This is a genomic window from Candidatus Njordibacter sp. Uisw_058 (assembly GCF_047730065.1).
Lineage (GTDB): Bacteria > Pseudomonadota > Gammaproteobacteria > Pseudomonadales > Balneatricaceae > Njordibacter.
Genome location: NZ_CP159829.1, coordinates 1,006,989 through 1,028,058 on the forward strand (window position 1 = coordinate 1,006,989; position 21,070 = coordinate 1,028,058).

A 21,070-nucleotide genomic window follows, 5' to 3' on the forward strand; every position below is an offset into this window, starting at 1 on the left:
TATGTTGTTTGCCATTTTTGCTCAAGATGTAGAAAATAGTCTTGCTGCGCGCATAGATGCCCGTCCAGCGCACGTAGAGAGGCTCAAGCAATTAGATTCGCAGAGTCGTCTAACGCTGGCTGGTCCTCACCCTCATGAGTCTGAAGAAGGTTTTACAGGCAGTTTGATAGTGGCAGAGTTCTCTGACCTTGCTGCAGCACAAACATGGGTCGCTGAAGACCCTTATGTTGCGGCAGGTGTATACGCCCAAGTGACAGTTAAACCATTTAATAACGCATTTTCAGCCTACAAGGTGAACCCATGAAACAACTATTAACCGCTCTATTGGCATTCACTGTTAGTTTTACTGCATGGGCAGAAAATCCTCAGGTTGAATTAACCACCATTCATGGCAGTATTATTATCGAACTTGATGCCCAAGCAGCACCGATAAGCGTAGAAAATTTTTTATACTACGCAAATTCTGACTATTACAATGACACTATATTCCACCGGGTGATCCCTGGATTTATGGTTCAAGGAGGGGGCTTTAGTCCTAACGGTATGCTCAAACCAGGCACTGTCAGTGCCATTGTTAATGAAGCCGACAATGGCTTATCTAATTTGCGAGGGACCATTGCCATGGCTCGGACAAGTGATCCTGATAGTGCTACGGCTCAATTTTTCATTAATCATCAAGATAACCCATTTTTAGATAAAAGCACCTCAAGTGCCGGTTATGCAGTGTTTGGTAAGGTCATTAAAGGCATGGACATTATTGATCTGATTGCAAAAGTTCCTACGACCACTAAGGGCATGTTTCGAGATTGGCCCATCGAACCCGTCTCAGTTTACAAAGCTTACCACCTAGTCAAATAATCACGGGGTATGAAAAGTAGTTCGGTTGAAAAAGCATTTGCTGACCCTCAGAGTCTGGCTGTAACCGCCAAAGTCGCGGCTGGACTTAAAGATCAACTTCAAAAAACACCGTTGCAAGTAGAGCAACGACAGCAGCAACTTAAGCGGGTCTTGGTTGACAGTGATTTATTCGGTAATAACAGTACTCGAACAACTGCACCTCTAAGCTCAATTTCAGGCTCAATTTCAGCCTCAGCCTCAGCCTCAACTTCAGCGCCAAAAAATAATGACGGCAACCCATTGCATTCTGTGGTGCAAGTGTTCGATCATAATTTTGGTGCTGGCTTAAACTTTCTGCTTACTTGGACGCTTTGGCTGCAAGCCAAGGAAGACAATCAACAACTTCAAGGTCTCAACTATGTGGCTTTGTGTGAACAGCCTCTATGCCTCACTGACCTTCAGCAGTTACATCAAAACTGGCCCCAATTAGAAACGCTAAGCCTGCAACTCCAAGTTCAATACCCTCCAGCAATTAAGGGTTTTCATCAACTTGATTTTGGTCAGGTTAGATTAACCATAGTACAAGCTGAGTCTACCTTGGCCCTTGAACAAATTAAAAGTCAGTTTGATGTGTTTCTTGGTGGCCCAGAGTCAAAACCGCATAAGGCATATACACATCCATGGCAGAGGTCATCTATGGGTGCTACTGCTGCAGGCAAAGTGGCTATTATTGGTGCTGGTATCAGCGGTGTCGCTTCGGCGTATAGCCTATCTCGTCGGGGGTTTGATGTCACACTTATAGAACAGGGTCCTGCCCTTGCTAGTGCGGCTTCAGGTAATCGACAAGGTATGCTTTATGCCAAGTTACCAGATAATGCCACTATTGCTGGTCAGTTTCATCAACAGGGTTTACAGCACACTATGGCGTTGTTAAAACGCAGCTTAAATGCCGAGCATTGGCAAGCCTGTGGCTTGTTACAGTTAGCGACTAGCGCAAAACAAGAGGCGCAGATGCGAGGGGTGATGGCACGTGAGTATCCATCTTCTTGGCTACAATGGTTAAATCAGGCACAAGCAGAAAAACTGGCTAAACAGCCTCTCAGTGCGGGTGGTTTGTATTTTCCCAGTAGTGGGTGGGTGTCACCTACACACTGGTGCGAGGCTTTGTACAGCCAAAGTAACGCCCGTTTATGGCTCAATACAAAGGTGGGCTCTATGGTGCAAATAAAACCACAAACTGCACATCATGGCTGGCAACTCCGACTCAGTGGCAAGCATGCAGGCGATCATACATTTGATGCCATTGTTATTGCCAATGCTAATGGGGCTAATCAGCTATTACCAGACCAACCCCTTCCACTTAAATCGATCCGTGGCCAAGTCAGTTATGTAGCAGCTGAAGCCAGTCCTGCTCTGGTGGTATGTGGCGAGGGTTATGTGACGCCGGCTCAGCAAGGTGTGTTCGCTGTGGGTGCCAGCTATAATTTACACACCGATGATGACCACTTATCGGGGCAAGATGATCTGGATAACTTGGCTCGTTTGACGGAAGTCTTGCCGCATTATAAAGAACTTGGACTCGACTCTGTGATGGGTGGTAGAGTAGGTTTTAGAGCAGTGACTCCAGATTATTTGCCCATGGTTGGTCAATTAGCTGATGAGTCTAAAATACTAGATCGTTTTGCAAAGTTGCGCCAAGATGCCAATTATAAGTTTGCTGACAATATGCCTTTTTTAGCGGGTCTGTATATTAATGCTGGCCATGGCTCCAAGGGTTTGATTAGTGCCCCTTTGAGTGCTGAGATTTTGGCTAGCCAAATGGCCAATCAGAGTCTTCCTGTGGCACAATGTGTGGCTTGGGGTTTAGACCCAAACCGCTTTATAATTCGCGACTTAATTCGCCGTAAACGTTAACTGAGATATATTCCGTGAACCCGACTAAGATTAAACTTCATAAAAGCAGCAACACTTTAGAACTTAGCTTTCCAGAAGATACAGGTGAAGTGAGCTACACCTTAAGTGCAGAATACCTTCGAGTTTCATCACCAAGCGCAGAGGTGCGGGGTCATAGCCCAGACCAAGCCATACTGCAGGTTGGCAAGAGCAAAGTGAAGCTAGTGGGTATTGAGGGCGTGGGCTACTATGCAGTTAAACTGGAATTTGATGATGGGCATGATTCTGGCTTATACACTTGGACTTACCTACACGACTTAAGTGTCAATCAAGCTCAACACTGGGCTGAATATTTAGACCAGTTAAACCAAACTAAACAAAGTCGAGACCCCCATACCAGTATTGTTCAGTTTGTTTAACTTGCAGACCATCAAATATCCATGTGTTAGCTAACTCACTTTAAGATGATCAAATGATTAGGCAATTCTTCTTTGAAAAACTAAACTATTGGAGTTCCTTTATGCTCTTGAGTGGCTATGTTTGATCAATAATTACTGACAACTGCACAGGGTATATGGGCTAAGATAAATCAGCTTGTGTTTTTTATTTGCTTTAGGGCAATGGTGCTGGCAGCGTGAACGTGAGCTACACAAGCTTTTCTAGCCGCTTCACCATCACGCTTGGTAATCGCGTGCATAATGGTCTGCATTTCTTTGAGACTATCTTTCCACCTTCCGGGTTGGGCGATGGTACCCGCTCGCAAGACCATAATGCGGGCTAAAAGACGATTAAGGCTAGCATCAAGTTCGCTATTACAACTGCCTTCAAGTAATAGCTTATAAAAGTCTTTGGTGCATGCCAAAATTTTATCCATGCCGGCAAGGTCAAAGGCTTCTTTTAATGCGTTTGTGGTGGCTTGCAGTAAATTAATTTGATGGTCACTAGCACGTTCACAAAATAGCTCGCCTGCCAAACCTTCCAGAGCAGCACGTAATTCATAAATATTTTTAATATCTTGCTGACTTAATACGCTAACACTGGGGCCACGTTGACCCACGTATTGCACCAAGCCTTCTGATTCCAAGTGACGTAAAGCCTCTCGCACAGAGGTCCGACTCACATCTAATGCCTGACATAGTTCTCTTTCCACCAAGCGTTGACCAGGCTTAAGCTGACTACTGATGATGGCATCCCGCAGCTTATCTAATACGATTTGGCGCAAGGTAATGATATTACGAGTGACCTTAAGATCTGTAAGTTCAGCGATCATTTGTCTGACTCTGAGGCGATGTCTGCCAATACTTCTCGAGCGCAACGAAACGCGTCAATAGAGGCCGGCACGCCACAATAAATGGCACTTTGCAAAAGCACCTCACGTATTTCATTTTGGGTGCAGCCATTATTAAGCGCCCCTCTGATGTGAAGCTTGAGTTCATGGGGTCGATTGAGTGCTGTTAGCATACCTAAATTAATCAAACTTCGGGTTTTTCGGGGCAGCCCATCACGGTTCCAAACACTGTCCCAACAATACTCGGTCACAAGTTCCTGTAGGGGCCACGTGAAATCGTCTGCTGCGGCAATGGAAGCATCTACGTAAGCATCACCTAAAACAGCTTTGCGGATTTTTAGACCCGCTTCAAACTTGTCTGATCTTGGTTTTTGTTCTGACATTAAAGTGTCCTCATTTATTGACTGGGTGTGGTTACAAACCACCCATTAACATGTATTTGATTTCTAAAAAGTCTTCAATGCCATAGTGTGAACCTTCTCGGCCAATACCGGATTGCTTTACGCCACCAAATGGTGCCACTTCGGTAGAAATAATGCCTTCGTTAATGCCGACAATGCCATACTCTAGGGCCTCACCAACACGCCATACCCGGCCTATGTCACGAGTGTAAAAGTAAGCGGCTAAGCCAAATTCGGTGTCGTTAGCCATAGCAATGGCTTGCTCTTCTTCTTTAAATTTAAAAATAGGCGCTAAAGGCCCAAACGTTTCTTCTGTTGCTATTTTCATGTCAGTAGAAGCATTACCAATAATAGTAGGTGTAAAAAAGGTACCACCTAAGGGGTGACTTTCACCACCACATATCAGTTCTCCACCCTTACTAAGTGCATCTGCAATATGGCCTTTAACTTTATCAATAGCCGCCTGATTGATCATAGGACCTTGAGTGACTCCGTCATCCATACCGTTGCCCACTCGGAGCAGGGCGACTTGCTCGGCGAACTTGGCAATAAAGGCATCGTACACACCTTCTTGCACCATAAAGCGGTTAACACACACGCAGGTTTGGCCGGCGTTGCGGTATTTGCCAGCCATGGCTCCAGCCACAGCTGCATCAATATCAGCATCGTCGAAAACGATAAACGGTGCATTACCACCGAGTTCTAAAGATACTTTCTTTAGGGTGGGTGCGCACTGTTGCATCAAAAGCTTACCCACTGGAGTGGATCCAGTAAATGTCAGTTTGCGCACCGTGGGGTTGCTGGTGAGTTCGGCACCAATGGGACGAGCTTGCCCGGTAATGACATTAAATACGCCCACAGGAATGCCTGCTTCTTCTGCTAATACGGCTAGGGCTAAGGCAGAAAAAGGGGTCTGTTCTGCTGGGCGAACTACAAAGCCACAACCAGCAGCAAGAGCAGGTCCGCACTTGCGGGTAATCATGGCTGATGGGAAGTTCCAAGGTGTGATGGCTGCCACCACACCAATTGGTTCCTTAGTAACAACAATGCGAGCATCCGCTTTATGGGTAGGAATAATATCGCCATAGGTGCGTTTACCTTCTTCGGCAAACCATTCAATAAAACTGGCGGCGTATGCTATTTCACCTTTGGCTTCGTTTAAGGGTTTACCTTGCTCTAAGGTCATGATTCTACCGAGGTCATCTTGATTGGCCATAATCAGGTCAAACCAGCGGCGCAGAATGACCGCACGTTGTTTGGCCGTTTGTTTGCGCCAACTAATCATAGCGACGCGTGCCGCTTCAATGGCCCGAGCAGTTTCCACACCCGTCATATCAGGAATAGAGCCGATGACTTCTCCATTGGCAGGGTTAGTCACTTCGATAGTGGCATTGGTATCAGCCGCTAACCAGATGCCATTAATATAAGCTTGCTGGCGAAAGAGTGAGGAATTGGCTAGTTGCATGATTGAGTTCCTATGAGGGTTAGAGTAACAGTTGTTGGGTTTTAGGTTTTGTATTCTATATCAAAACCCTGCATGATTTAGTCCTTTCAACGGCCGAATTTAAACTGAAGATGTGAGCCATTGCTTTGATTAGTAAACTGCTAAGCGTGGTGGTTTAGCGCATCACAAAGGGATCAGCCATGGGTTCACTAGAGGTATTAATCCATACTGTTTTTAGCTGAGTGTAGTCTTTGACGCCATCGATACCACTTTCACGGCCATAGCCACTGGCTTTATAGCCACCAATCGCCCCCATAGGTGAAACCGCCCGGTAAGTATTAACCCAAATAATGCCAGCTTGCACCGCTTTACTCATGCGATGCACACGCGCATTATCCCGAGTCCAAATGCCGGCGGCTAAACCAAATTCAGTATCGTTTGCTAAGGCTAGGGCTTCTGCTTCGTCTTTAAAACGCATAATGCTGGCCACGGGGCCAAAGACTTCCTCTTGCATAATACTACATTGATTATCATTAACCGCTAAAATTGTAGGTTCAAAGTACCAGCCATCTCCAGCTACAGCGGCTCGTTTGCCACCATGAATGAGTTCAGCACCCTGGGCTATTGCTGTTGCCACCATGCGTTCGACCAAAGTCAGTTGTGTTTGTGTGGCCATAGGGCCCATTTCAGAAGTGGGATCTAAAGGGTCACCAATAATAATACTTGCTGCGCGAGTTTTGAGCGCGGTTAAGAATTCGTCATAGACAGTGTCCTGCACCAGCAAACGGCTACCGGCAACACAGCTTTGGCCACTGGCAGCAAAAATACCCGCAATTACACCGTTGACAGCACTTCCAATATCGGCGTCTTCAAATATAATATTAGGAGATTTGCCCCCGAGTTCTAGGCTCACTTGAGCGAGGTTCTCAGCACTGTTTTTAATTACAGATTTAGCCCCTTCACCCCCACCTGTAAAGGCGATACGACGCACCAAAGGATGCTTAGTTAGGGCAGAACCTGTGTCCACTCCTAAACCAGTCACTACATTCACTACACCGTCTGGAAAACCCGCTTTTTGGACTAAATGCATCAGTTCCAGAATCGTTGCTGAGGCATGCTCTGATGGTTTGAGGACCACAGTATTGCCTGCAGCTAGCGCTGGAGCAAGCTTAACTGCCGTTAAGTACATGGGCGAATTCCAAGGAATAATAGCCGCCACCACTCCCAATGGCTCATGGGTGGTATAGGCAAACATATCAGTTTTATCTAGGGGTAAAGTTTGGCCTTCAAGTTTATCAGCTTGGCCTGCATAGTAATAAAAGAATTCTGGCATGTAACCGATTTGACCCTTGGTTTCACGAATGAGTTTACCGTTGTCGTTGGTCTCCAGTTGGGCCAATTGTGTTTGCTTGGTGGCAATTAAATCACCCAGTTTGCGTAACAATTTACCCCGTGCTGTGGCATGTAAATTACGCCATGCAGGATTTTCAAAAGCCTTTTGAGCGGCATCAACTGCGGCATTTACATCAGCTTCTTGAGCGTGGGGGAAACTCGCCCAAGGTTCACCATTGGCAGGGTTTAGGCTGTCAAAACGGGCACCATTTTGGGCATCAACCCATAGGCCGTTGATAAACATCTTATATTCGCTGAGGGTCATGAGAGCTCCTTTTTATGATAACCGTATTGACGGCAATTACTTGTGTCACTGACGTATTTAAACAACTAACGTGAGTTAGCCGCCACAAATTTATGCAATAATGCGCTAACTTCGCAGGCGTGTTCAACCGGCATCATGTGCCTAGCATCAGGTAAAATAATAGCTGTTGCTGAACTTATTTTTTCCGCTAATTCATAACTCATAGCAGGGGTAGAACCTGGGTCTAACTCCCCAGTAGTGACCAATGTAGGGCAAGTAATAAGGCTTAACTGCTCATGCATGGCATTGTCACCTTCACCAAACAAACGATAACAGCGGCTATAACTTGTTTTATTATTAGCTAAAACTTGGGCCCTTAATTGGTCTATGTAGTCACTATGTGTTTGAGTATATAGGTTGCTAAACCAGCGGGTTAGAGCCTGTTCTAAATTGGCGCTAGGACCATGCTTTTCGACCTCAGTGACGCGCTTTAAAATGATTCTGCGCAACGCATCACTGCGATTAAATACTGAATTCATAAGCGTTAAACTTTGCAGTTTGTGATGAAATTGGATGGCAAAAATGCGAGCCACCAAGCCCCCTAACGAAAACCCTATTAAATGTACCTTTTTAAGTTTCAGGTACTCTAGTAAGGCGTTAAGCTGATGGGTTAAGCCCCTTAGCTCCAAATCAGATGGTGCCTTGGGACTTAGTCCATGACCTAATAGGTCATAGGTGATAATTTGGTATTTAGCTTGCAAGTTTGCTACTTGGTTTCGCCATATAGTTAAATCTAAACCGACACCATGAATAAAGACTAAGGTGTCATACGGGTTTTCAGATGGGTGTTTTTGGTCAGTCCTTAGGGGACTAAAAACTTGGTAGTGGGTTCCGTTAGGGCAAAATAAAGTCATTAATTTTGGACTTTATTTGAAGCTTCTTCAGCTGCAATTTCTTCCATATCCAAATAACGGTTACCGATGCGAGGGTGTGCGCGGCCTCCGTCTGAACCACCCAGCACAACAATGATTTCATCAGCGGCAGGGGCATCTTCAATGTGCATTTCTAACGTAATATAGTGGGACCGAAAACCAGCATCATCCTTGTGCATCATGGGTATTTGAATAGATGTTCCAGCAGGGCCTCGTTTATTGGTAAAACTTAAAAAACTTTTTGCATTAACCGCGTCTCGGTAATGGTTACCGAAACGAAGGGTATGGATAATACCAGAAGCGTGCTCAATTTCACCATCTAAGCCGATGACAGCGGCTTTACCATAGGCCTCAATGGCGTCTCCACTTGGAAAGTGAGCGAGCACCTTAGCGACCATTTGCTCACCTAATTCAGAACAACCTGCGGTAATCTCAGGGCGCAGATTTTCAACAAACCCTTGGCCTGCCCAAGGGTTTTTAATGACATAGGCCACTCCCACCATAGTAATAGGCACAGCTACTGGTTTACCACCTTCAATGCGAAGTTCTTCTATGGTGGTGACAACTTTTCGTACTTCAAAATGCATAATGTAATTCCTAATTAAAGCCTGCTGCAGTGGTTAGTTGAAGTTGGGCATGACTTTGTCTATAAATAACTGGAGGGATTTTTTCTTTTCTGCATGGGGTAAACCGTTATCACTCCAAAAACTAAATTGAGTCACACCCAATAATTCATAGTGCTTAATGCGTTTTGTCACTTGTGCGGGAGTGCCAATGAGCAGGTTATCGTGTAGTTCGTCTAAACCAAAGCCTGGTAGTTCGTCCATTTGTGCGTCAGTTAAAGGCTTAATAAAACCTTCTTTCGGGGTTTGTTCATTTTTAAACCATGCGTAAAAATAGGCATACCAATCGCGCAGGGCTTGAGCACCTCTTTGCCAATCTTCAGTTTCTTCATGCACCCATGTGTGACGTAAAGCGAGTAATTGTGGTGTGGGTTTGTCTGGGTGATTTGTGCAGGCCTGTTTAAAGCGTTGGCAGGCCATTTCGATGCTGGCATCGCCCGCAATAAGCGGCGTAACCATGACGTTACAATCATTTTCAACCGCATAGTCATGAGACTCTTGTTCGCGGGCAGCCACCCACATCGGCGGAAACGGCTTTTGGGTCGCACGAGGAACCGCTGTTGAGGTTGGAAAAGAATAGTGCTCACCGTCATGTGCGTAGTCTCCAGTCCAAAGTTTTTGTAAGGCAGGGATCATCTCACGTAGAGGCCCACCGCCTTCTTTGGCAGTCATTTGGTCTGTCATCCGATCAAATTCAGACTGGTAGGCACCTCGAGCAATACCAAAATCGAGACGGCCATCGCTCATCATATCGACTAAAGCAGCTTCACTAGCTAGGCGCACAGGATTCCAAAAAGGAGCAACAATTGTGCCTAATCCCAAACGAATGGTCTTGGTAATGGGCGCAAGGTAGGCCATAAAATTGAGTGGGTTAGGGCAGATCGTGAATTCCATCATGTGATGTTCACCAATCCATACGGTCTCAAAACCGGCCTTTTCAACCATGAGAGTAAGTTCTACTAATTCGTCAAACAACTCTTTATGGGGTTTTTTAGGATCAGAGCGCTCCATGTGAACAAATAAAGAAAATTTCATCGACACAACTCCTTATTATCAACAGACTCAATTATCAAACAAATGGATCACCAACTTATTTTGTCTGATGGTATACCATAAGATTAATTGATATATTCCCATCGAGCTAATCTTTTGTCAAGCCCTTGTATGGCTAGCTATTGTCGGCACAATTGTCTAATCTTAGCTAATTACTTGTATTCACTTTAAAACGTTTTACGGGCGGCTTTTATGTTTCAATGTTTTTTTCCTAATCCTCGATGGTTTTTTATCTCACTAATAGGTTGGGCTAGTTTATGTATTGCAGTTTGGTATGGCTGGGGAGATCAATTAGGAACCGCTTTAGGTTTTGAACTTCCAGCTGAAGACGCGGAACCTGTATTAGGTTTGGGTCATTTTATTAGTCCTGATTTCATTTGGTTTTACCTCTACTTTTTCACGACATTAATGATGTTTGGTCTAGTTTGGATGCGGCTTTCACCTCATGAGTGGCAGTTATGGTCTATTTACGGCTCTGCCTTGATCTTGTTTAGTACTTACTTTTCGGTGCAGGTGTCGGTAGCAATTAACACCTGGCGCCGGCCGTTTTTTGATAACATTCAGGCGGCACTTGCAGAGCCAGGTAGTATTACAGCCAAAGAGCTGTACGATTTGATCATTATCTTTGGTGAAATAGCATTTTTAGCGGTCATCGTATTTGTTATGACGCGTTTTTTTGTAAGCCATTACATTTTTCGCTGGCGCATGGCCATGAACGAGTTTTATGCCTCTAGATGGACTCAACTCAGGCAGGTAGAGGGCGCAGCGCAACGGGTACAAGAGGACACCATGCGGTTTGCGAGCATAATGGAAGGTTTAGGGGTGTCGTTGGTTGATGCCTTTATGACCTTAGTGGCATTTTTACCTGTACTTTGGTCCCTGTCTCAATATGTGACAGAGTTACCTATTATCGGTTCAATTGCCTCTCCTTTATTTTATGCTGCAATTTTTTGGTCTATATTCGGTACCATGCTGATGGCATTTGTAGGCATAAAACTGCCTGGTTTAGAGTTTCGTAATCAGAGGGTGGAAGCTGCTTATCGGAAAGAGTTAGTGTACGGAGAAGATCATGAAGACCGAGCTCAGCCGCTAACCTTAACGCAATTGTTTGGTAACGTTCGTAAGAACTACTTCCGTTTATATTTCCACTATATGTACTTCAATGTGGCACGGAGTTTTTTCTTGCAGGCAGATAACCTGTTTGCCTATATTATCCTCATTCCAACCATCGTAGCTGGAACCATAACCTTTGGTATTTTACAGCAAATATTGACTGCTTTTGGGCAGGTGAGTAATTCGTTTCAGTATTTAATTAATTCCTGGCCAACGATTGTTGAGTTACTTTCTGTTTATAAGCGTTTGCAATCGTTTGAACGAGTGCTACATGAGAAGCCACAAGTGGACATTGATCAGCAGTTCTTGGAAGAGGGCGAAGGCAGTTAAGGTAACTGATTTAGCCTGAGCCACAGGCTATTTAATGGATACCACAGCCTTTGAGTATGATGTGTTTAATAGAGCTAGCTGCGTCTAAAAAGGCTTGCTCTGTTAACTGCTCAGTATCGTTGGCAATAATAATCTGTGGCTCAAAATCAGCGTAGTATTGGGTGCTAGCCCAAATCATAAATATGACATGGGCAGGGTCGATGTTATCCATTTTTCCCTGCGCTACCCAGCTTTCAAAGACACTCATGCGCTGTTTAAACCACTGGCGGTAATCTTGCTGCAAGTAAGCACTCAAATGAGGTGCTCCACTAATCATCTCCTTTGCAAACAAACGTGATGCTGTGGGGTGGGTCCGAGAAAAGTCGATTTTTGCATCAATATAACGACTTAATACATAAGCGGGTTCGTCATGGCTAGATAGCTCATTAAATACGTTATCCCAGAGGTTAAGGGTGTTTTCAAGCACCGCTCCATAGAGGCCAAGTTTACTCGTAAAGTAATAATGAATATTAGCTTTGGGAACCTGAGCAGATTCAGCAATATGCTGCATGGTGGCACCACGAAAACCATGACAGGCGAACTCTGCTTGGGCGGCTTGCAAAATTAAGTCGCGGCTTTGTTCTCTGATGCGTCCAAGTTTGTATGGGCCTCTAATTATGCTCTTAGTCATGTGTTGTGCCATTGAGTACGAAAACGGGAGTGCATTAACACTATCATAATGGCCACTGTAACATAAATGAAAAGTTGACTAAAAAGACAGGTATTGAGAAGATGTCACTCTAATTGATAAGAGTAACCAATATGCACCTGTTATTAAATCAAACTAACATTGAGATAGTGGATCCAGCAGCAGACACCACCTTATTAAATTGGCTAAGAGAAACACAATACTTAACAGCAACTAAAGAAGGTTGTGCCGTGGGAGATTGTGGGGCTTGCACCGTGATCGTGGGCCAACTTATTCAAGGTCAGATTGCTTATCGCAGTGTGAACGCCTGTATTGCTTTATTAGGCAGCCTCCATGCATGCCATATTATTACTTTAGACGCATTACAAGGCCCTGAACTTCATCCTGTGCAGCAAGCGATGGTAGATTTTCACTCGAGCCAGTGTGGCTTTTGTAGCCCTGGGTTTGTCATGTCCCTTATCGTCTGGTGGCTCAATACCCCAGCCAACTTGTTGGCTACGCCTGAAGATTTTGCTAACCATCGCCATGGGGTAGAACTGGCCCTGTCTGGAAACTTATGCCGGTGCACCGGTTATCATCCTATCCTTTTGGCGGCTGATCATTTAGCGCCTATGGATAGAGCCACCGACCCTTTGTTTAATCAGTTAGGTGGCTTAGACCGATGCCATGTGCAGTTAAAAAACATGGCCCTTGCGGGTCAACAGATCTCTAACCCAGCTTATACGACCCCACTTAACTTGGCTGCCTTGGCTTTGGCCTATGAGGCCTCACCTAACGCCAAGTTAGTGGCTGGTTCGACGGACTTAGCCTTAGACATTACTCAGGGTCTTCAGCCTTTTAAGTGCCTCATTGACGTTACTGGCGTAGAGGAACTGCAAGGGATAGACGAGCGGGATAAAAAACTTCATATTGGCGCTGGTGTAAGTCTGAGTGAGGTGGAGTTTTTCTGTCAAACTAAGTTACCCCAGATGAGTGACCTGTTAGCTAGTTTTGCTTCACGACAAGTGCGCAATCGTGCTACCTTGGTGGGTAATATCGCCAACAGTTCGCCGATTGCTGATATTCCCCCATTGCTACTGGTGATGGGTGCTGAACTAGTTTTACAGCAAGGTTTAAAGCAGCGCACCATAGCTTTAAAAGGGTTTAATTTGGGTTACAAGCAAACCGCCTTAGCAGCGGGCGAATTTATTCATAGTGTAATCTTACCCCTGCCATCAAATGGCCAGCGAGTATGGATAGAGAAAGTGAGTAAACGCACGGAAGATGATATCTCTGCCACGTGTGTGGCCATGAGTTTGACCTTGGATCACGATACCATCGTTCAGATTGATATTGCCTGTGGTGGTATGGCGGCGACTCCTAAAATGGCCAATATGTCGCAAAGTCAATTATTAGGGCAAACCCTCACACCCCAGTTTATTGCTAAAGTACCTGTGTGGTTGGCACAGGATTATCAACCCATTGATGACATGAGAGCTAGTGCCGCTTATCGTCAGCAGGTGACCTCCAATATTGTTACAGGATTTTTACGGGCGGCCATAGCATGAGAAAATTACCTAAATTAACGCCGCAAAAATCGGCGTCTGTTGGACCTACGAATGGTCATGCTGCTCAAAATTTAAACACCACCACTACGACCATAGGTAAACCATCGCCCCACGAAAGTGCAAAATTACACCTCACGGGTGCGGCGCTGTACATTGATGACATTCCTACGCCAGTAGGCTGCCTTCATGCCTACGTGGGTATGGCGAATGTGGCCTGTGGCTTGCTAAAAAGTCAAAACTTGAGCAGCGTCGCCAGTGCATTAGGCGTGGTCGATGTCATTACTGCCAAAGATGTACCGGGTCATATAGACATTGGCCCTGTATTTGGTGGTGACCCTTTGCTGGTAGAAGAACAAATTAATTACTTTGGACAGCCTCTATTTGCGGTGGCGGCTATTAGTCGTGATGCAGCCCGCAAAGCCGCTTTGTTAGGGCACGCAGTCATTGACTCAACACCACCACTCTTAAGCTTAGAACAAGCTCAAATCAATAATAAAAAAGTGCGTCCAAGTCACAGCTTAGTTAAAGGTGACAGTGCGGTGGCCCTGCAGAAATCGATGCATCGTCTCACTATTGATCAGCAAGTTGGTGGGCAAGAACACTATTACCTTGAGGGCCAGGTTTGCCTCGCTATACCCCAAGAGAACGGCGGCGTTTTGGTACATAGTTCTAGTCAACATCCCAGTGAAGTGCAAAAGCTGGTGGCTGAAGTATTGGCCTTAGCCATGCACAAAGTGGTGGTAGACACAAGACGCATGGGCGGTGGTTTTGGTGGCAAAGAAACTCAAGCTGCACAATGGGCATGTCTGGCTGCACTGTTAGCTGTGCGCAACCAAAAGGCTGTAAAACTGCGCTTGGCACGCAGTGATGACATGGCCCTGACGGGTAAGCGCCATCCCTTTGTAAACCAAGCTCAGGTGGGTTTTGATGACGCCGGACGAATTACAGCGGTGAGTGCTGAACTGAACGGATTGTGTGGTTCTAGTGCAGATCTGTCAGATGCTATAGTTGATCGTGCCATGTTCCATACAGATAATGCGTACTATCTTCCGGCAGCGACAATTACGGGCCATCGGTGGTTTCAAAATACAGTTTCAAACACTGCTTTTAGAGGCTTTGGTGGCCCCCAAGGTATGATGTTAGCTGAACAGATGATGGATGATGTGGCCCGCACTCTGGGTAAAGACCCTTTATTAATAAGACAAACTAACTTATACGGCCAACACGAACGCAACCTCACGCCCTACCATCAGATCGTAAAGGGCGTAGATCTAGAGCGCATTATTGATGAGCTGGTCGAATCCAGTGAGTATTGGGCTCGGCGACAAGCCATTCGCAGCTTCAATAAAAATGCTTTAAAACATGGGGGGCGGTACGTTAAAGGCTTGGCTCTAACACCGGTAAAGTTTGGTATTTCTTTTACCGCAATGTTCCTCAATCAAGCAGGAGCACTGGTGCATATTTATACCGACGGCACAGTCCAAGTGAGTCATGGTGGCACAGAAATGGGGCAGGGTTTATATACTAAAATTGCTCAGGTCGTAGCCGCTGAGTTGGGTCTGCCACTGGAGTCTATTGAGGTGACTTCAACACGCACAGATAAGGTGCCTAATACATCACCTACCGCGGCATCAAGTGGCACTGACCTGAATGGTCAAGCAGCCCGTAATGCGGTCCTTACGATTAAGCAGCGCTTAATAGAGCACATAGTGGCTACTTACCAAGCCGATGCTGAGGCGATTATCTTTAATGATGGCCTAGTATCATGGCCAAGCCATAGTCTTGCCTTTGCAGAACTTACACAGGAGGCTTACATGGCTCGCATTTCCATGTCTGCCACAGGTTATTATCGTACCCCAAAAATCCACTATGACCGCCAAAAAGCCAAGGGCAATCCGTTCTTTTATTTTTCCTGTGGAGCTTCTGTGAGTGAGGTAGAAGTGGACACCTTCACTGGCACTTACACGGTGGCTAGAGTTGATATTTTGCATGATGTGGGTGAAAGTATTAATCCAGCGATTGATGTGGGTCAAATAGAGGGGGGCTTTATTCAGGGCATGGGATGGCTGACAACTGAGGAATTAGTGTGGGGCCAAGATGGTCGACTGCAAACGAATGGGGGTGCGAGTTACAAAATACCTGCTGTCGGTGATACTCCTAAACAGTTTAATGTGGCTTTACTAAAAAATAGTAAAAACCATGAGGCCACCATATACCACTCCAAGGCGGTAGGCGAACCGCCTTTAATGCATGGTATTTCTGTGTGGTCCGCTTTACGGGATGCCATTTGGGCGGCGGGTGACGAGCAAACAAATCCTCAACTTAATACGCCAGCTACTCCAGAGCGTGTATTGTGGGCATTAGAAGCGGTCAAAGCTTCAATTGTGGGGCGCGCGTGATGAAGGCATGGCTTGAGGCTCAGTGGCAGTGTGAACAGCACAATCAATCCTATGTACTGGTAAGTATTGTTGCTTTGCAGGGCTCATCACCCCGGGGTGTGGGCAGTAAGCTTTTAGTCACTGAAGATCAACAGTTTGACTCCATCGGCGGTGGACATCTCGAGTACAAAGCGATTGCCCAAGCCCGTCTGATGATGACACAAGAGCATCAAACAGAAATAATTGATTACCCGCTTGGTGCCAGTTTGGGCCAGTGCTGTGGTGGTAAGGTGAGTCTGATGTTTGAAGTTTTCAAAGCCACCAAAATGCCCGTAGTCGTCTTTGGCGCTGGTCATGTAGGACGAGCGTTAGTACCTTTGTTAGCGCAATTACCCGTGCAAGTCACATGGGTGGATAGTCGTTACGATATGTTGCCTAAAGAACTACCACAAGGGGTAGTGGGCATGCAGGAGGAACATCCTCAAGATTACGTCACAGACTGTGTAGCGAACAGCTGTTACTTAATTATGACGCATCATCATGGGGTTGATTTGGCGCTCACTGAAGCCATACTCAAACGAGGTGATGCTCATTATCTGGGTGTCATTGGTTCAGTCACTAAAGGCCGCAAGTTCCGCCAAAGGTTGGCTGCTAAGGATTACTCTGTAAATTCCATCAGTCACTTAAATTGCCCTATGGGAAAAGCTGGAATCAGTGGCAAGCAACCCATGGAAGTCGCCATCGCCATTGCTGCTCAAGTGATGGATTTGTATCAAAACTTTGATTTGACACACCAAAAATGCCTTGCTAAGGCAAACCCAGTGCCGCTAAATAACGAGAGCTTAGAATATGTCTGACCGTTTAATGCGTGGCCCTCTATTACACTGTTTGGCAGAACCTGATAAGGACGCAGCAGCAGTTGACTATCGGCCTGATGCGCTACTGTGGCTGCAACATGGCAAGGTCTATAAAATGGGTGATTATGAGTCTCTTGTGCATGAATTAATGCCTGCACAATTGTCTCAGGTCGAAGATTGTAGTGAATATTTAATGGTGCCAGGATTTGTAGATTGTCATATTCATTATCCACAAACTGAAATGATTGCAGCTTATGGCACCCAGTTATTAGATTGGTTAAACACCTACACCTTTCCCGTTGAGGCTCACTTTAAAGACCCACTAAAAGCCGCTGCGGTGGCTGAGGTATTTATTGATCAATTATTGACCAATGGTACCACTACGGCCTTAGTGTTTTGCTCTGTTCATCCAGCCTCTGTGGATGCTTTGTTTAAGGAGGCACAAAAGCACCATATGCGGCTCATTGCTGGTAAGGTTATGATGGACCGTAACGCGCCATCTGAGGTACTAGATACAGCATCTACAAGTTACCTACAAAGCAAGCAGCTTATTGAGCGATGGCATGGGGTAGATCGTTTGCAATATGCTGTCACTCCTCGTTTTGCCCCCACATCAACTGCAGAACAATTAGCTGCTGCAGGGCGCTTGTTGGCTGAACATAAGGGGGTATACCTGCATACCCACCTAGCCGAAAATATAGATGAAATTAAGTGGGTGAAGACCCTTTTTCCAGAGGCAAAAGATTACTTAGATGTCTATGATCAAGCCGGTTTGTTGGGCAAGCGTAGTGTGTTTGCGCATGGTATTCACTTGTGTGACAGGGAATGTGAACGCTTAGCTACCTCAGATTCTGCGATTGCTCACTGCCCAACTTCAAATTTATTTATTGGCTCTGGACTATTTCCCATGGCGCGTTTGCAAAACCACGGCATTAAAATTGGTATGGGCACAGACGTCGGTGGTGGTACCAGTTTTAACATGCTTCAAACCTTAGCTGATAGTTATAAAATGCAGCAGTTGCAAGGCCATAATTTGAGCCCAGAGCAAAGCTTCTATCTTGCCACTTTAGGAGGTGCAACCGCCCTTGATCTGGATGATAAAATAGGTAACTTTGCCATCGGTAAAGAAGCTGATTTTTTGCTCTTAGATCCTAATGCCACTGACTTATTGAAGTTTCGTACGGGCCATTGTAAAGACTGGCGTGACTTAATTTTTGTGTTGCAGACATTGGGAGATGATCGGGTGATTGTGCAGACAAACATCATGGGTATTGCGCAGTGATAGCGGCTTAGGAAATTAATCTTTGGCGTTATAAATGAGTGTTAAACCATGTAACTAGCTGCTATAACACAGGTTGTTTTAAAGATGCCCATAGATAGGAATTAATTTCATGCCACAAAGCACGCGTTTGCTAGCCAATCGACTCGTATCAGCAGTGAGTTTAGGTTGTATGAGTTTGTCCCATGGTTATGGTGAAAAGAGTAGCAGTAAGCATAGTGAAAAATTCCTCCACCAAGCGCTCGACTTAGGCTATACCATGCTGGACACTGCGGCTGTTTATGGCCACGGTCATAACGAGTCTATGATCGGACAATTCATTAGCCAAAGACGCAGTGAATTCTTCCTGGCGAGCAAGTGTGGTTTTGGTCAACAGCCTGATAGTCAGCCCAGTATTAATGGCAGACCTGAATATATTAAAGCCACTTGTGAGGCCAGTTTAAAGCGTTTACAAACGGATCACATCGACCTTTATTATTTGCACCGGCGTGACATGAATGTGCCTCTAGAGGATAGTATTGGTGCGTTGGCTGATTTATGCCAAGAGGGCAAAATTGGGGCTGTGGGGGTATCAGAAATAAGCGCCGCAGATTTGCATAAGGCCCACGCTGAGCACCCCATCAGTGCTATTCAGTCAGAATACTCCTTATGGACTCGTAATGTTGAAATTGAAGTCCTAGAGGCGAGTCAGAAAATTGGCGCAGCCTTCGTCGCTTTTAGTCCCCTAGCACGTGGTTTTTTGACCAATAAACTACACGACACCTCACAACTTGTAGAGCATGACTTACGTCACACTATGCCGCGCTTTAATGCGCAACATTACCCAGCAAATCTGGCACTGTTGCCTGCTTACATAAGCCTAGCAGAACGCCAAGGTTGCACGCCCGCTCAGCTTGCTTTAGCTTGGGTTTTAACTCAAGGTGATCATATTATAGCCATTCCTGGTACTCAGAATCTGGCGCACTTGAAGCAAAATATTGCCGCCAACGATTTAGAGTTGGATGCCCATATTGTTATCGAACTCAACGACCTAATTAATCAACACACGGTGCATGGGGCAAGATACAGCGATAAAGCTCAAGCGACGGTCACCACAGAACGTTTTAGCGAAAAAGACTAAAGCCTCAGGGGCCAATAATTGGTCTATTAAGGCTTAGGGTTTGGCATCAGCAATAATCATTGCTGATGCCTTCTCTCCAATCATAACGCAGGCTGCGTTGGTGTTGCCGCTAATTAGTGTTGGCATGATGGATGCGTCAGCAACTCGCAAACCCTCAATACCATAAACGCGTAAAGCAGCATCCACCACAGCTAATTCACCTTGTCCCATGGCACAAGTACCCACAGGATGGTACTCCGTCTCTGCTGTGGCTTTGATAAAATCACTAATTTGTTGATCTGAAAATACATCAGTGCCAGGTGAGTGTTCATGGCTAATGAGGTCTGCAAAGGGTCCACTGGACAAAATGTTTCTGCATAAATAAATGCTTTCTCGCATGCGCTCAATATTGCCTTGGGTCTGTAAAAAACGCTGATCAATGACCGGTGCATGATTGGGTTGGGCGCTAGCTAGGGTGATTTCCCCCGTGTCGGTAGGGCGCAAGTTGCACGCATGAATCGTCACGCCATGGGCTTTTAACTCGGGCACAGGCGTGGGAAATATCATTAAAGGTATAAAGTGGAGCTGTATATCGGGCCGCGTGGGACTGTATTTTGAGCTCACAAAGGCACCACTTTCAGCTGCATTAGTGGCACCTGGGCCTGATTTATTCCAAAAATAACGTAGGCCGGTGGTGAGTGCACCAATGCCTTTATTGGCGCCCAATAGGCTATTAGCCTCTTTAGTGCAGGCCAGCACTGACACGTTGAGGTGGTCTTGTAGATTTTTACCGACACCAGGCAGATTAACCTGCATTTTAATATTGTGTTTCACCAGTTCTGGTTCAGGGCCAATGCCAGAAAGCATCAATAAGTGGGGTGACCCAATGGCGCCAGCACTGAGAATTATTTCTTTGCTAGCAAGCGCTGTACTGACTTTGTGGCCAACCTGATAGCTAACGCCTAGGGCTCTTCCTGCCTCAATAATGATGCGCCTAACGTGCGCTCCAGTAATGACAGTTAGATTGGGGCGGTCTGCAATAGGGTGTAGATAAGCCGTTGCTGTGCTACAGCGTTTGGACTCTTTTTGTGTCACTTGGTAGCGTCCAGCTCCTGCTTGCTGGTGGCCATTAAAGTCAGAGTTGTGAGTGATACCAATAGCCACTGCAGACTCTACAAATTGGTCACTCAAGGGATGGGTGTAAGCACGGTCACTGATCGTTAATGGTCCCTTAGTGCCATGATAACCGAGGTCAAGATGAGTTCCTAAATTGGTTTCAGATTGACGAAAAAAGGGTAGCACGTCGTCATATCCCCAACCCTCATTGCCTAAGCGACACCATTCATCGTAATCCTGTTGTTGGCCTCTTATATGCACCATGGCATTAATAGCGCTAGTACCACCTAAGGTTTTACCTCTGGGAATTGGGATTTGGCGCTGGTGCATAGCTGTTTGTGGAGCTGATTGGTAACGCCAGTTAAGGGTTTTGTGATCGAGTAAAAATGCAATGCCTGCAGGCATATGAATCAGTGGATTACGGTCACGTGGTCCGGCTTCGAGCAGCAGCACCTCACAATTGAGGTCAGCACTTAAACGGTTGGCTAATACGCAGCCTGCAGAACCTGCGCCGATAACAATGTAGTCGTAATGATGATGTGCCATGACGGGGCCT

At 45.8% G+C, this 21,070-nt stretch carries 19 protein-coding genes; 10 read left to right on the plus strand and 9 right to left on the minus strand.

Annotation, left to right across the window (positions count from 1 at the left end):
• Position 1 precedes the first annotated feature (1 nt).
• The 4 genes from ABXT59_RS04630 to ABXT59_RS04645 are packed head-to-tail and all read left to right on the plus strand — an operon-like array spanning position 2 to position 3,149.
• Positions 2 to 304: a YciI family protein gene (locus ABXT59_RS04630; protein WP_443638035.1), complete on the plus strand. Its 303-nt coding sequence runs from the start codon at positions 2 to 4 to the stop codon at positions 302 to 304.
• Positions 301 to 858, plus strand: coding sequence for a peptidylprolyl isomerase (locus tag ABXT59_RS04635; RefSeq protein WP_443638036.1), 558 nt, complete (start codon positions 301 to 303; stop codon positions 856 to 858). Before ABXT59_RS04630 ends, ABXT59_RS04635 begins: the two co-directional genes overlap by 4 nt.
• A gap of 9 nt (positions 859 to 867) precedes the next feature.
• Positions 868 to 2,751 (plus strand): FAD-dependent 5-carboxymethylaminomethyl-2-thiouridine(34) oxidoreductase MnmC, encoded by a 1,884-nt coding sequence (mnmC, locus tag ABXT59_RS04640; protein ID WP_443638037.1) that lies wholly within the window; start codon positions 868 to 870, stop codon positions 2,749 to 2,751.
• Between the two features lie 14 nt (positions 2,752 to 2,765).
• Positions 2,766 to 3,149: a gamma-butyrobetaine hydroxylase-like domain-containing protein gene (locus tag ABXT59_RS04645; RefSeq protein ID WP_443638038.1), complete on the plus strand. Its 384-nt coding sequence runs from the start codon at positions 2,766 to 2,768 to the stop codon at positions 3,147 to 3,149.
• A gap of 170 nt (positions 3,150 to 3,319) precedes the next feature.
• Here the strand turns inward: ABXT59_RS04645 and ABXT59_RS04650 are convergent, their stop codons facing one another.
• The 7 genes from ABXT59_RS04650 to ABXT59_RS04680 all read right to left on the minus strand — a co-directional run bounded on the left by ABXT59_RS04650 (position 3,320) and on the right by ABXT59_RS04680 (position 10,089).
• Positions 3,320 to 4,000 (minus strand): GntR family transcriptional regulator, encoded by a 681-nt coding sequence (locus tag ABXT59_RS04650; RefSeq protein WP_443638039.1) that lies wholly within the window; start codon positions 3,998 to 4,000, stop codon positions 3,320 to 3,322.
• Positions 3,997 to 4,401, minus strand: coding sequence for a carboxymuconolactone decarboxylase family protein (locus ABXT59_RS04655; protein WP_443638040.1), 405 nt, complete (start codon positions 4,399 to 4,401; stop codon positions 3,997 to 3,999). Before ABXT59_RS04655 ends, ABXT59_RS04650 begins: the two co-directional genes overlap by 4 nt.
• Before the next feature lie 31 nt (positions 4,402 to 4,432).
• Positions 4,433 to 5,884, minus strand: coding sequence for an NAD-dependent succinate-semialdehyde dehydrogenase (locus ABXT59_RS04660; RefSeq protein ID WP_443638041.1), 1,452 nt, complete (start codon positions 5,882 to 5,884; stop codon positions 4,433 to 4,435).
• 154 nt (positions 5,885 to 6,038) lie between these two features.
• Positions 6,039 to 7,520, minus strand: coding sequence for an aldehyde dehydrogenase (locus tag ABXT59_RS04665; protein ID WP_443638042.1), 1,482 nt, complete (start codon positions 7,518 to 7,520; stop codon positions 6,039 to 6,041).
• A gap of 65 nt (positions 7,521 to 7,585) precedes the next feature.
• Positions 7,586 to 8,413 carry an alpha/beta fold hydrolase gene (locus ABXT59_RS04670; RefSeq protein ID WP_443638043.1) on the minus strand — a complete coding sequence of 276 codons (828 nt, stop codon included), beginning with the start codon at positions 8,411 to 8,413 and terminating at the stop codon, positions 7,586 to 7,588.
• A complete protein-coding gene (locus ABXT59_RS04675) occupies positions 8,413 to 9,018 on the minus strand; it encodes an amino acid synthesis family protein (protein WP_443638044.1) in 606 nt (201 codons plus the stop codon). The genes ABXT59_RS04670 and ABXT59_RS04675 overlap by 1 nt, the downstream gene beginning before the upstream one ends.
• 33 nt (positions 9,019 to 9,051) lie before the next feature.
• A complete protein-coding gene (locus ABXT59_RS04680) occupies positions 9,052 to 10,089 on the minus strand; it encodes an LLM class flavin-dependent oxidoreductase (protein ID WP_443638045.1) in 1,038 nt (345 codons plus the stop codon).
• A gap of 210 nt (positions 10,090 to 10,299) precedes the next feature.
• Here ABXT59_RS04680 and sbmA point away from each other — a divergent pair, with 210 nt between their 5' ends.
• Positions 10,300 to 11,550, plus strand: a complete 1,251-nt coding sequence (gene sbmA / locus ABXT59_RS04685) for a peptide antibiotic transporter SbmA (protein WP_443638046.1) — start codon at positions 10,300 to 10,302, stop codon at positions 11,548 to 11,550.
• 31 nt (positions 11,551 to 11,581) lie between these two features.
• Here sbmA and ABXT59_RS04690 read toward each other — a convergent pair whose 3' ends face one another.
• On the minus strand, positions 11,582 to 12,220 hold the full coding sequence (locus ABXT59_RS04690; RefSeq protein WP_443638047.1) for a TetR/AcrR family transcriptional regulator: 639 nt from the start codon (positions 12,218 to 12,220) through the stop codon (positions 11,582 to 11,584).
• Positions 12,221 to 12,351: 131 nt separating this feature from the next.
• On the opposite strand from ABXT59_RS04690, the gene xdhA reads away from it, so the two are divergent.
• The 5 genes from xdhA (at position 12,352) to ABXT59_RS04715 (ending at position 19,419) form a co-directional block, all read left to right on the plus strand.
• Entirely contained in the window at positions 12,352 to 13,785 is a 1,434-nt protein-coding gene (gene xdhA / locus ABXT59_RS04695; protein WP_443638048.1) for a xanthine dehydrogenase small subunit, read from the plus strand.
• Positions 13,782 to 16,184, plus strand: a complete 2,403-nt coding sequence (gene xdhB, locus ABXT59_RS04700) for a xanthine dehydrogenase molybdopterin binding subunit (RefSeq protein WP_443638049.1) — start codon at positions 13,782 to 13,784, stop codon at positions 16,182 to 16,184. The genes xdhA and xdhB overlap by 4 nt, the downstream gene beginning before the upstream one ends.
• Positions 16,184 to 17,020, plus strand: a complete 837-nt coding sequence (xdhC, locus tag ABXT59_RS04705; protein WP_443638050.1) for a xanthine dehydrogenase accessory protein XdhC — start codon at positions 16,184 to 16,186, stop codon at positions 17,018 to 17,020. Before xdhB ends, xdhC begins: the two co-directional genes overlap by 1 nt.
• Positions 17,013 to 18,302 carry a guanine deaminase gene (gene guaD, locus ABXT59_RS04710; protein ID WP_443638051.1) on the plus strand — a complete coding sequence of 430 codons (1,290 nt, stop codon included), beginning with the start codon at positions 17,013 to 17,015 and terminating at the stop codon, positions 18,300 to 18,302. The genes xdhC and guaD overlap by 8 nt, the downstream gene beginning before the upstream one ends.
• A 109-nt stretch (positions 18,303 to 18,411) precedes the next feature.
• Positions 18,412 to 19,419 carry an aldo/keto reductase gene (locus ABXT59_RS04715; protein ID WP_443638052.1) on the plus strand — a complete coding sequence of 336 codons (1,008 nt, stop codon included), beginning with the start codon at positions 18,412 to 18,414 and terminating at the stop codon, positions 19,417 to 19,419.
• Between the two features lie 33 nt (positions 19,420 to 19,452).
• On the opposite strand, the gene ABXT59_RS04720 is transcribed toward ABXT59_RS04715, so the two are convergent.
• Positions 19,453 to 21,060 carry a GMC family oxidoreductase gene (locus ABXT59_RS04720; RefSeq protein WP_443638053.1) on the minus strand — a complete coding sequence of 536 codons (1,608 nt, stop codon included), beginning with the start codon at positions 21,058 to 21,060 and terminating at the stop codon, positions 19,453 to 19,455.
• Between the last annotated feature and the right edge of the window lie 10 nt (positions 21,061 to 21,070).

What these genes read in the sequence shown, in the direction of transcription:
- ABXT59_RS04630 (WP_443638035.1), top strand. Translation starts at nt 2, where the DNA reads ATGTTGTTTGCCATTTTTGCTCAAGATGTAGAAAATAGTCTTGCTGCG.
- ABXT59_RS04635 (WP_443638036.1), top strand. Translation starts at nt 301, where the DNA reads ATGAAACAACTATTAACCGCTCTATTGGCATTCACTGTTAGTTTTACT.
- mnmC (WP_443638037.1), top strand. Translation starts at nt 868, where the DNA reads ATGAAAAGTAGTTCGGTTGAAAAAGCATTTGCTGACCCTCAGAGTCTG.
- ABXT59_RS04650 (WP_443638039.1), bottom strand. Translation starts at nt 4,000, where the DNA reads ATGATCGCTGAACTTACAGATCTTAAGGTCACTCGTAATATCATTACC.
- ABXT59_RS04655 (WP_443638040.1), bottom strand. Translation starts at nt 4,401, where the DNA reads ATGTCAGAACAAAAACCAAGATCAGACAAGTTTGAAGCGGGTCTAAAA.
- ABXT59_RS04660 (WP_443638041.1), bottom strand. Translation starts at nt 5,884, where the DNA reads ATGCAACTAGCCAATTCCTCACTCTTTCGCCAGCAAGCTTATATTAAT.
- ABXT59_RS04665 (WP_443638042.1), bottom strand. Translation starts at nt 7,520, where the DNA reads ATGACCCTCAGCGAATATAAGATGTTTATCAACGGCCTATGGGTTGAT.
- ABXT59_RS04670 (WP_443638043.1), bottom strand. Translation starts at nt 8,413, where the DNA reads ATGACTTTATTTTGCCCTAACGGAACCCACTACCAAGTTTTTAGTCCC.
- ABXT59_RS04675 (WP_443638044.1), bottom strand. Translation starts at nt 9,018, where the DNA reads ATGCATTTTGAAGTACGAAAAGTTGTCACCACCATAGAAGAACTTCGC.
- ABXT59_RS04680 (WP_443638045.1), bottom strand. Translation starts at nt 10,089, where the DNA reads ATGAAATTTTCTTTATTTGTTCACATGGAGCGCTCTGATCCTAAAAAA.
- sbmA (WP_443638046.1), top strand. Translation starts at nt 10,300, where the DNA reads ATGTTTCAATGTTTTTTTCCTAATCCTCGATGGTTTTTTATCTCACTA.
- ABXT59_RS04690 (WP_443638047.1), bottom strand. Translation starts at nt 12,220, where the DNA reads ATGACTAAGAGCATAATTAGAGGCCCATACAAACTTGGACGCATCAGA.
- xdhA (WP_443638048.1), top strand. Translation starts at nt 12,352, where the DNA reads ATGCACCTGTTATTAAATCAAACTAACATTGAGATAGTGGATCCAGCA.
- xdhB (WP_443638049.1), top strand. Translation starts at nt 13,782, where the DNA reads ATGAGAAAATTACCTAAATTAACGCCGCAAAAATCGGCGTCTGTTGGA.
- xdhC (WP_443638050.1), top strand. Translation starts at nt 16,184, where the DNA reads ATGAAGGCATGGCTTGAGGCTCAGTGGCAGTGTGAACAGCACAATCAA.
- guaD (WP_443638051.1), top strand. Translation starts at nt 17,013, where the DNA reads ATGTCTGACCGTTTAATGCGTGGCCCTCTATTACACTGTTTGGCAGAA.
- ABXT59_RS04715 (WP_443638052.1), top strand. Translation starts at nt 18,412, where the DNA reads ATGCCACAAAGCACGCGTTTGCTAGCCAATCGACTCGTATCAGCAGTG.
- ABXT59_RS04720 (WP_443638053.1), bottom strand. Translation starts at nt 21,060, where the DNA reads ATGGCACATCATCATTACGACTACATTGTTATCGGCGCAGGTTCTGCA.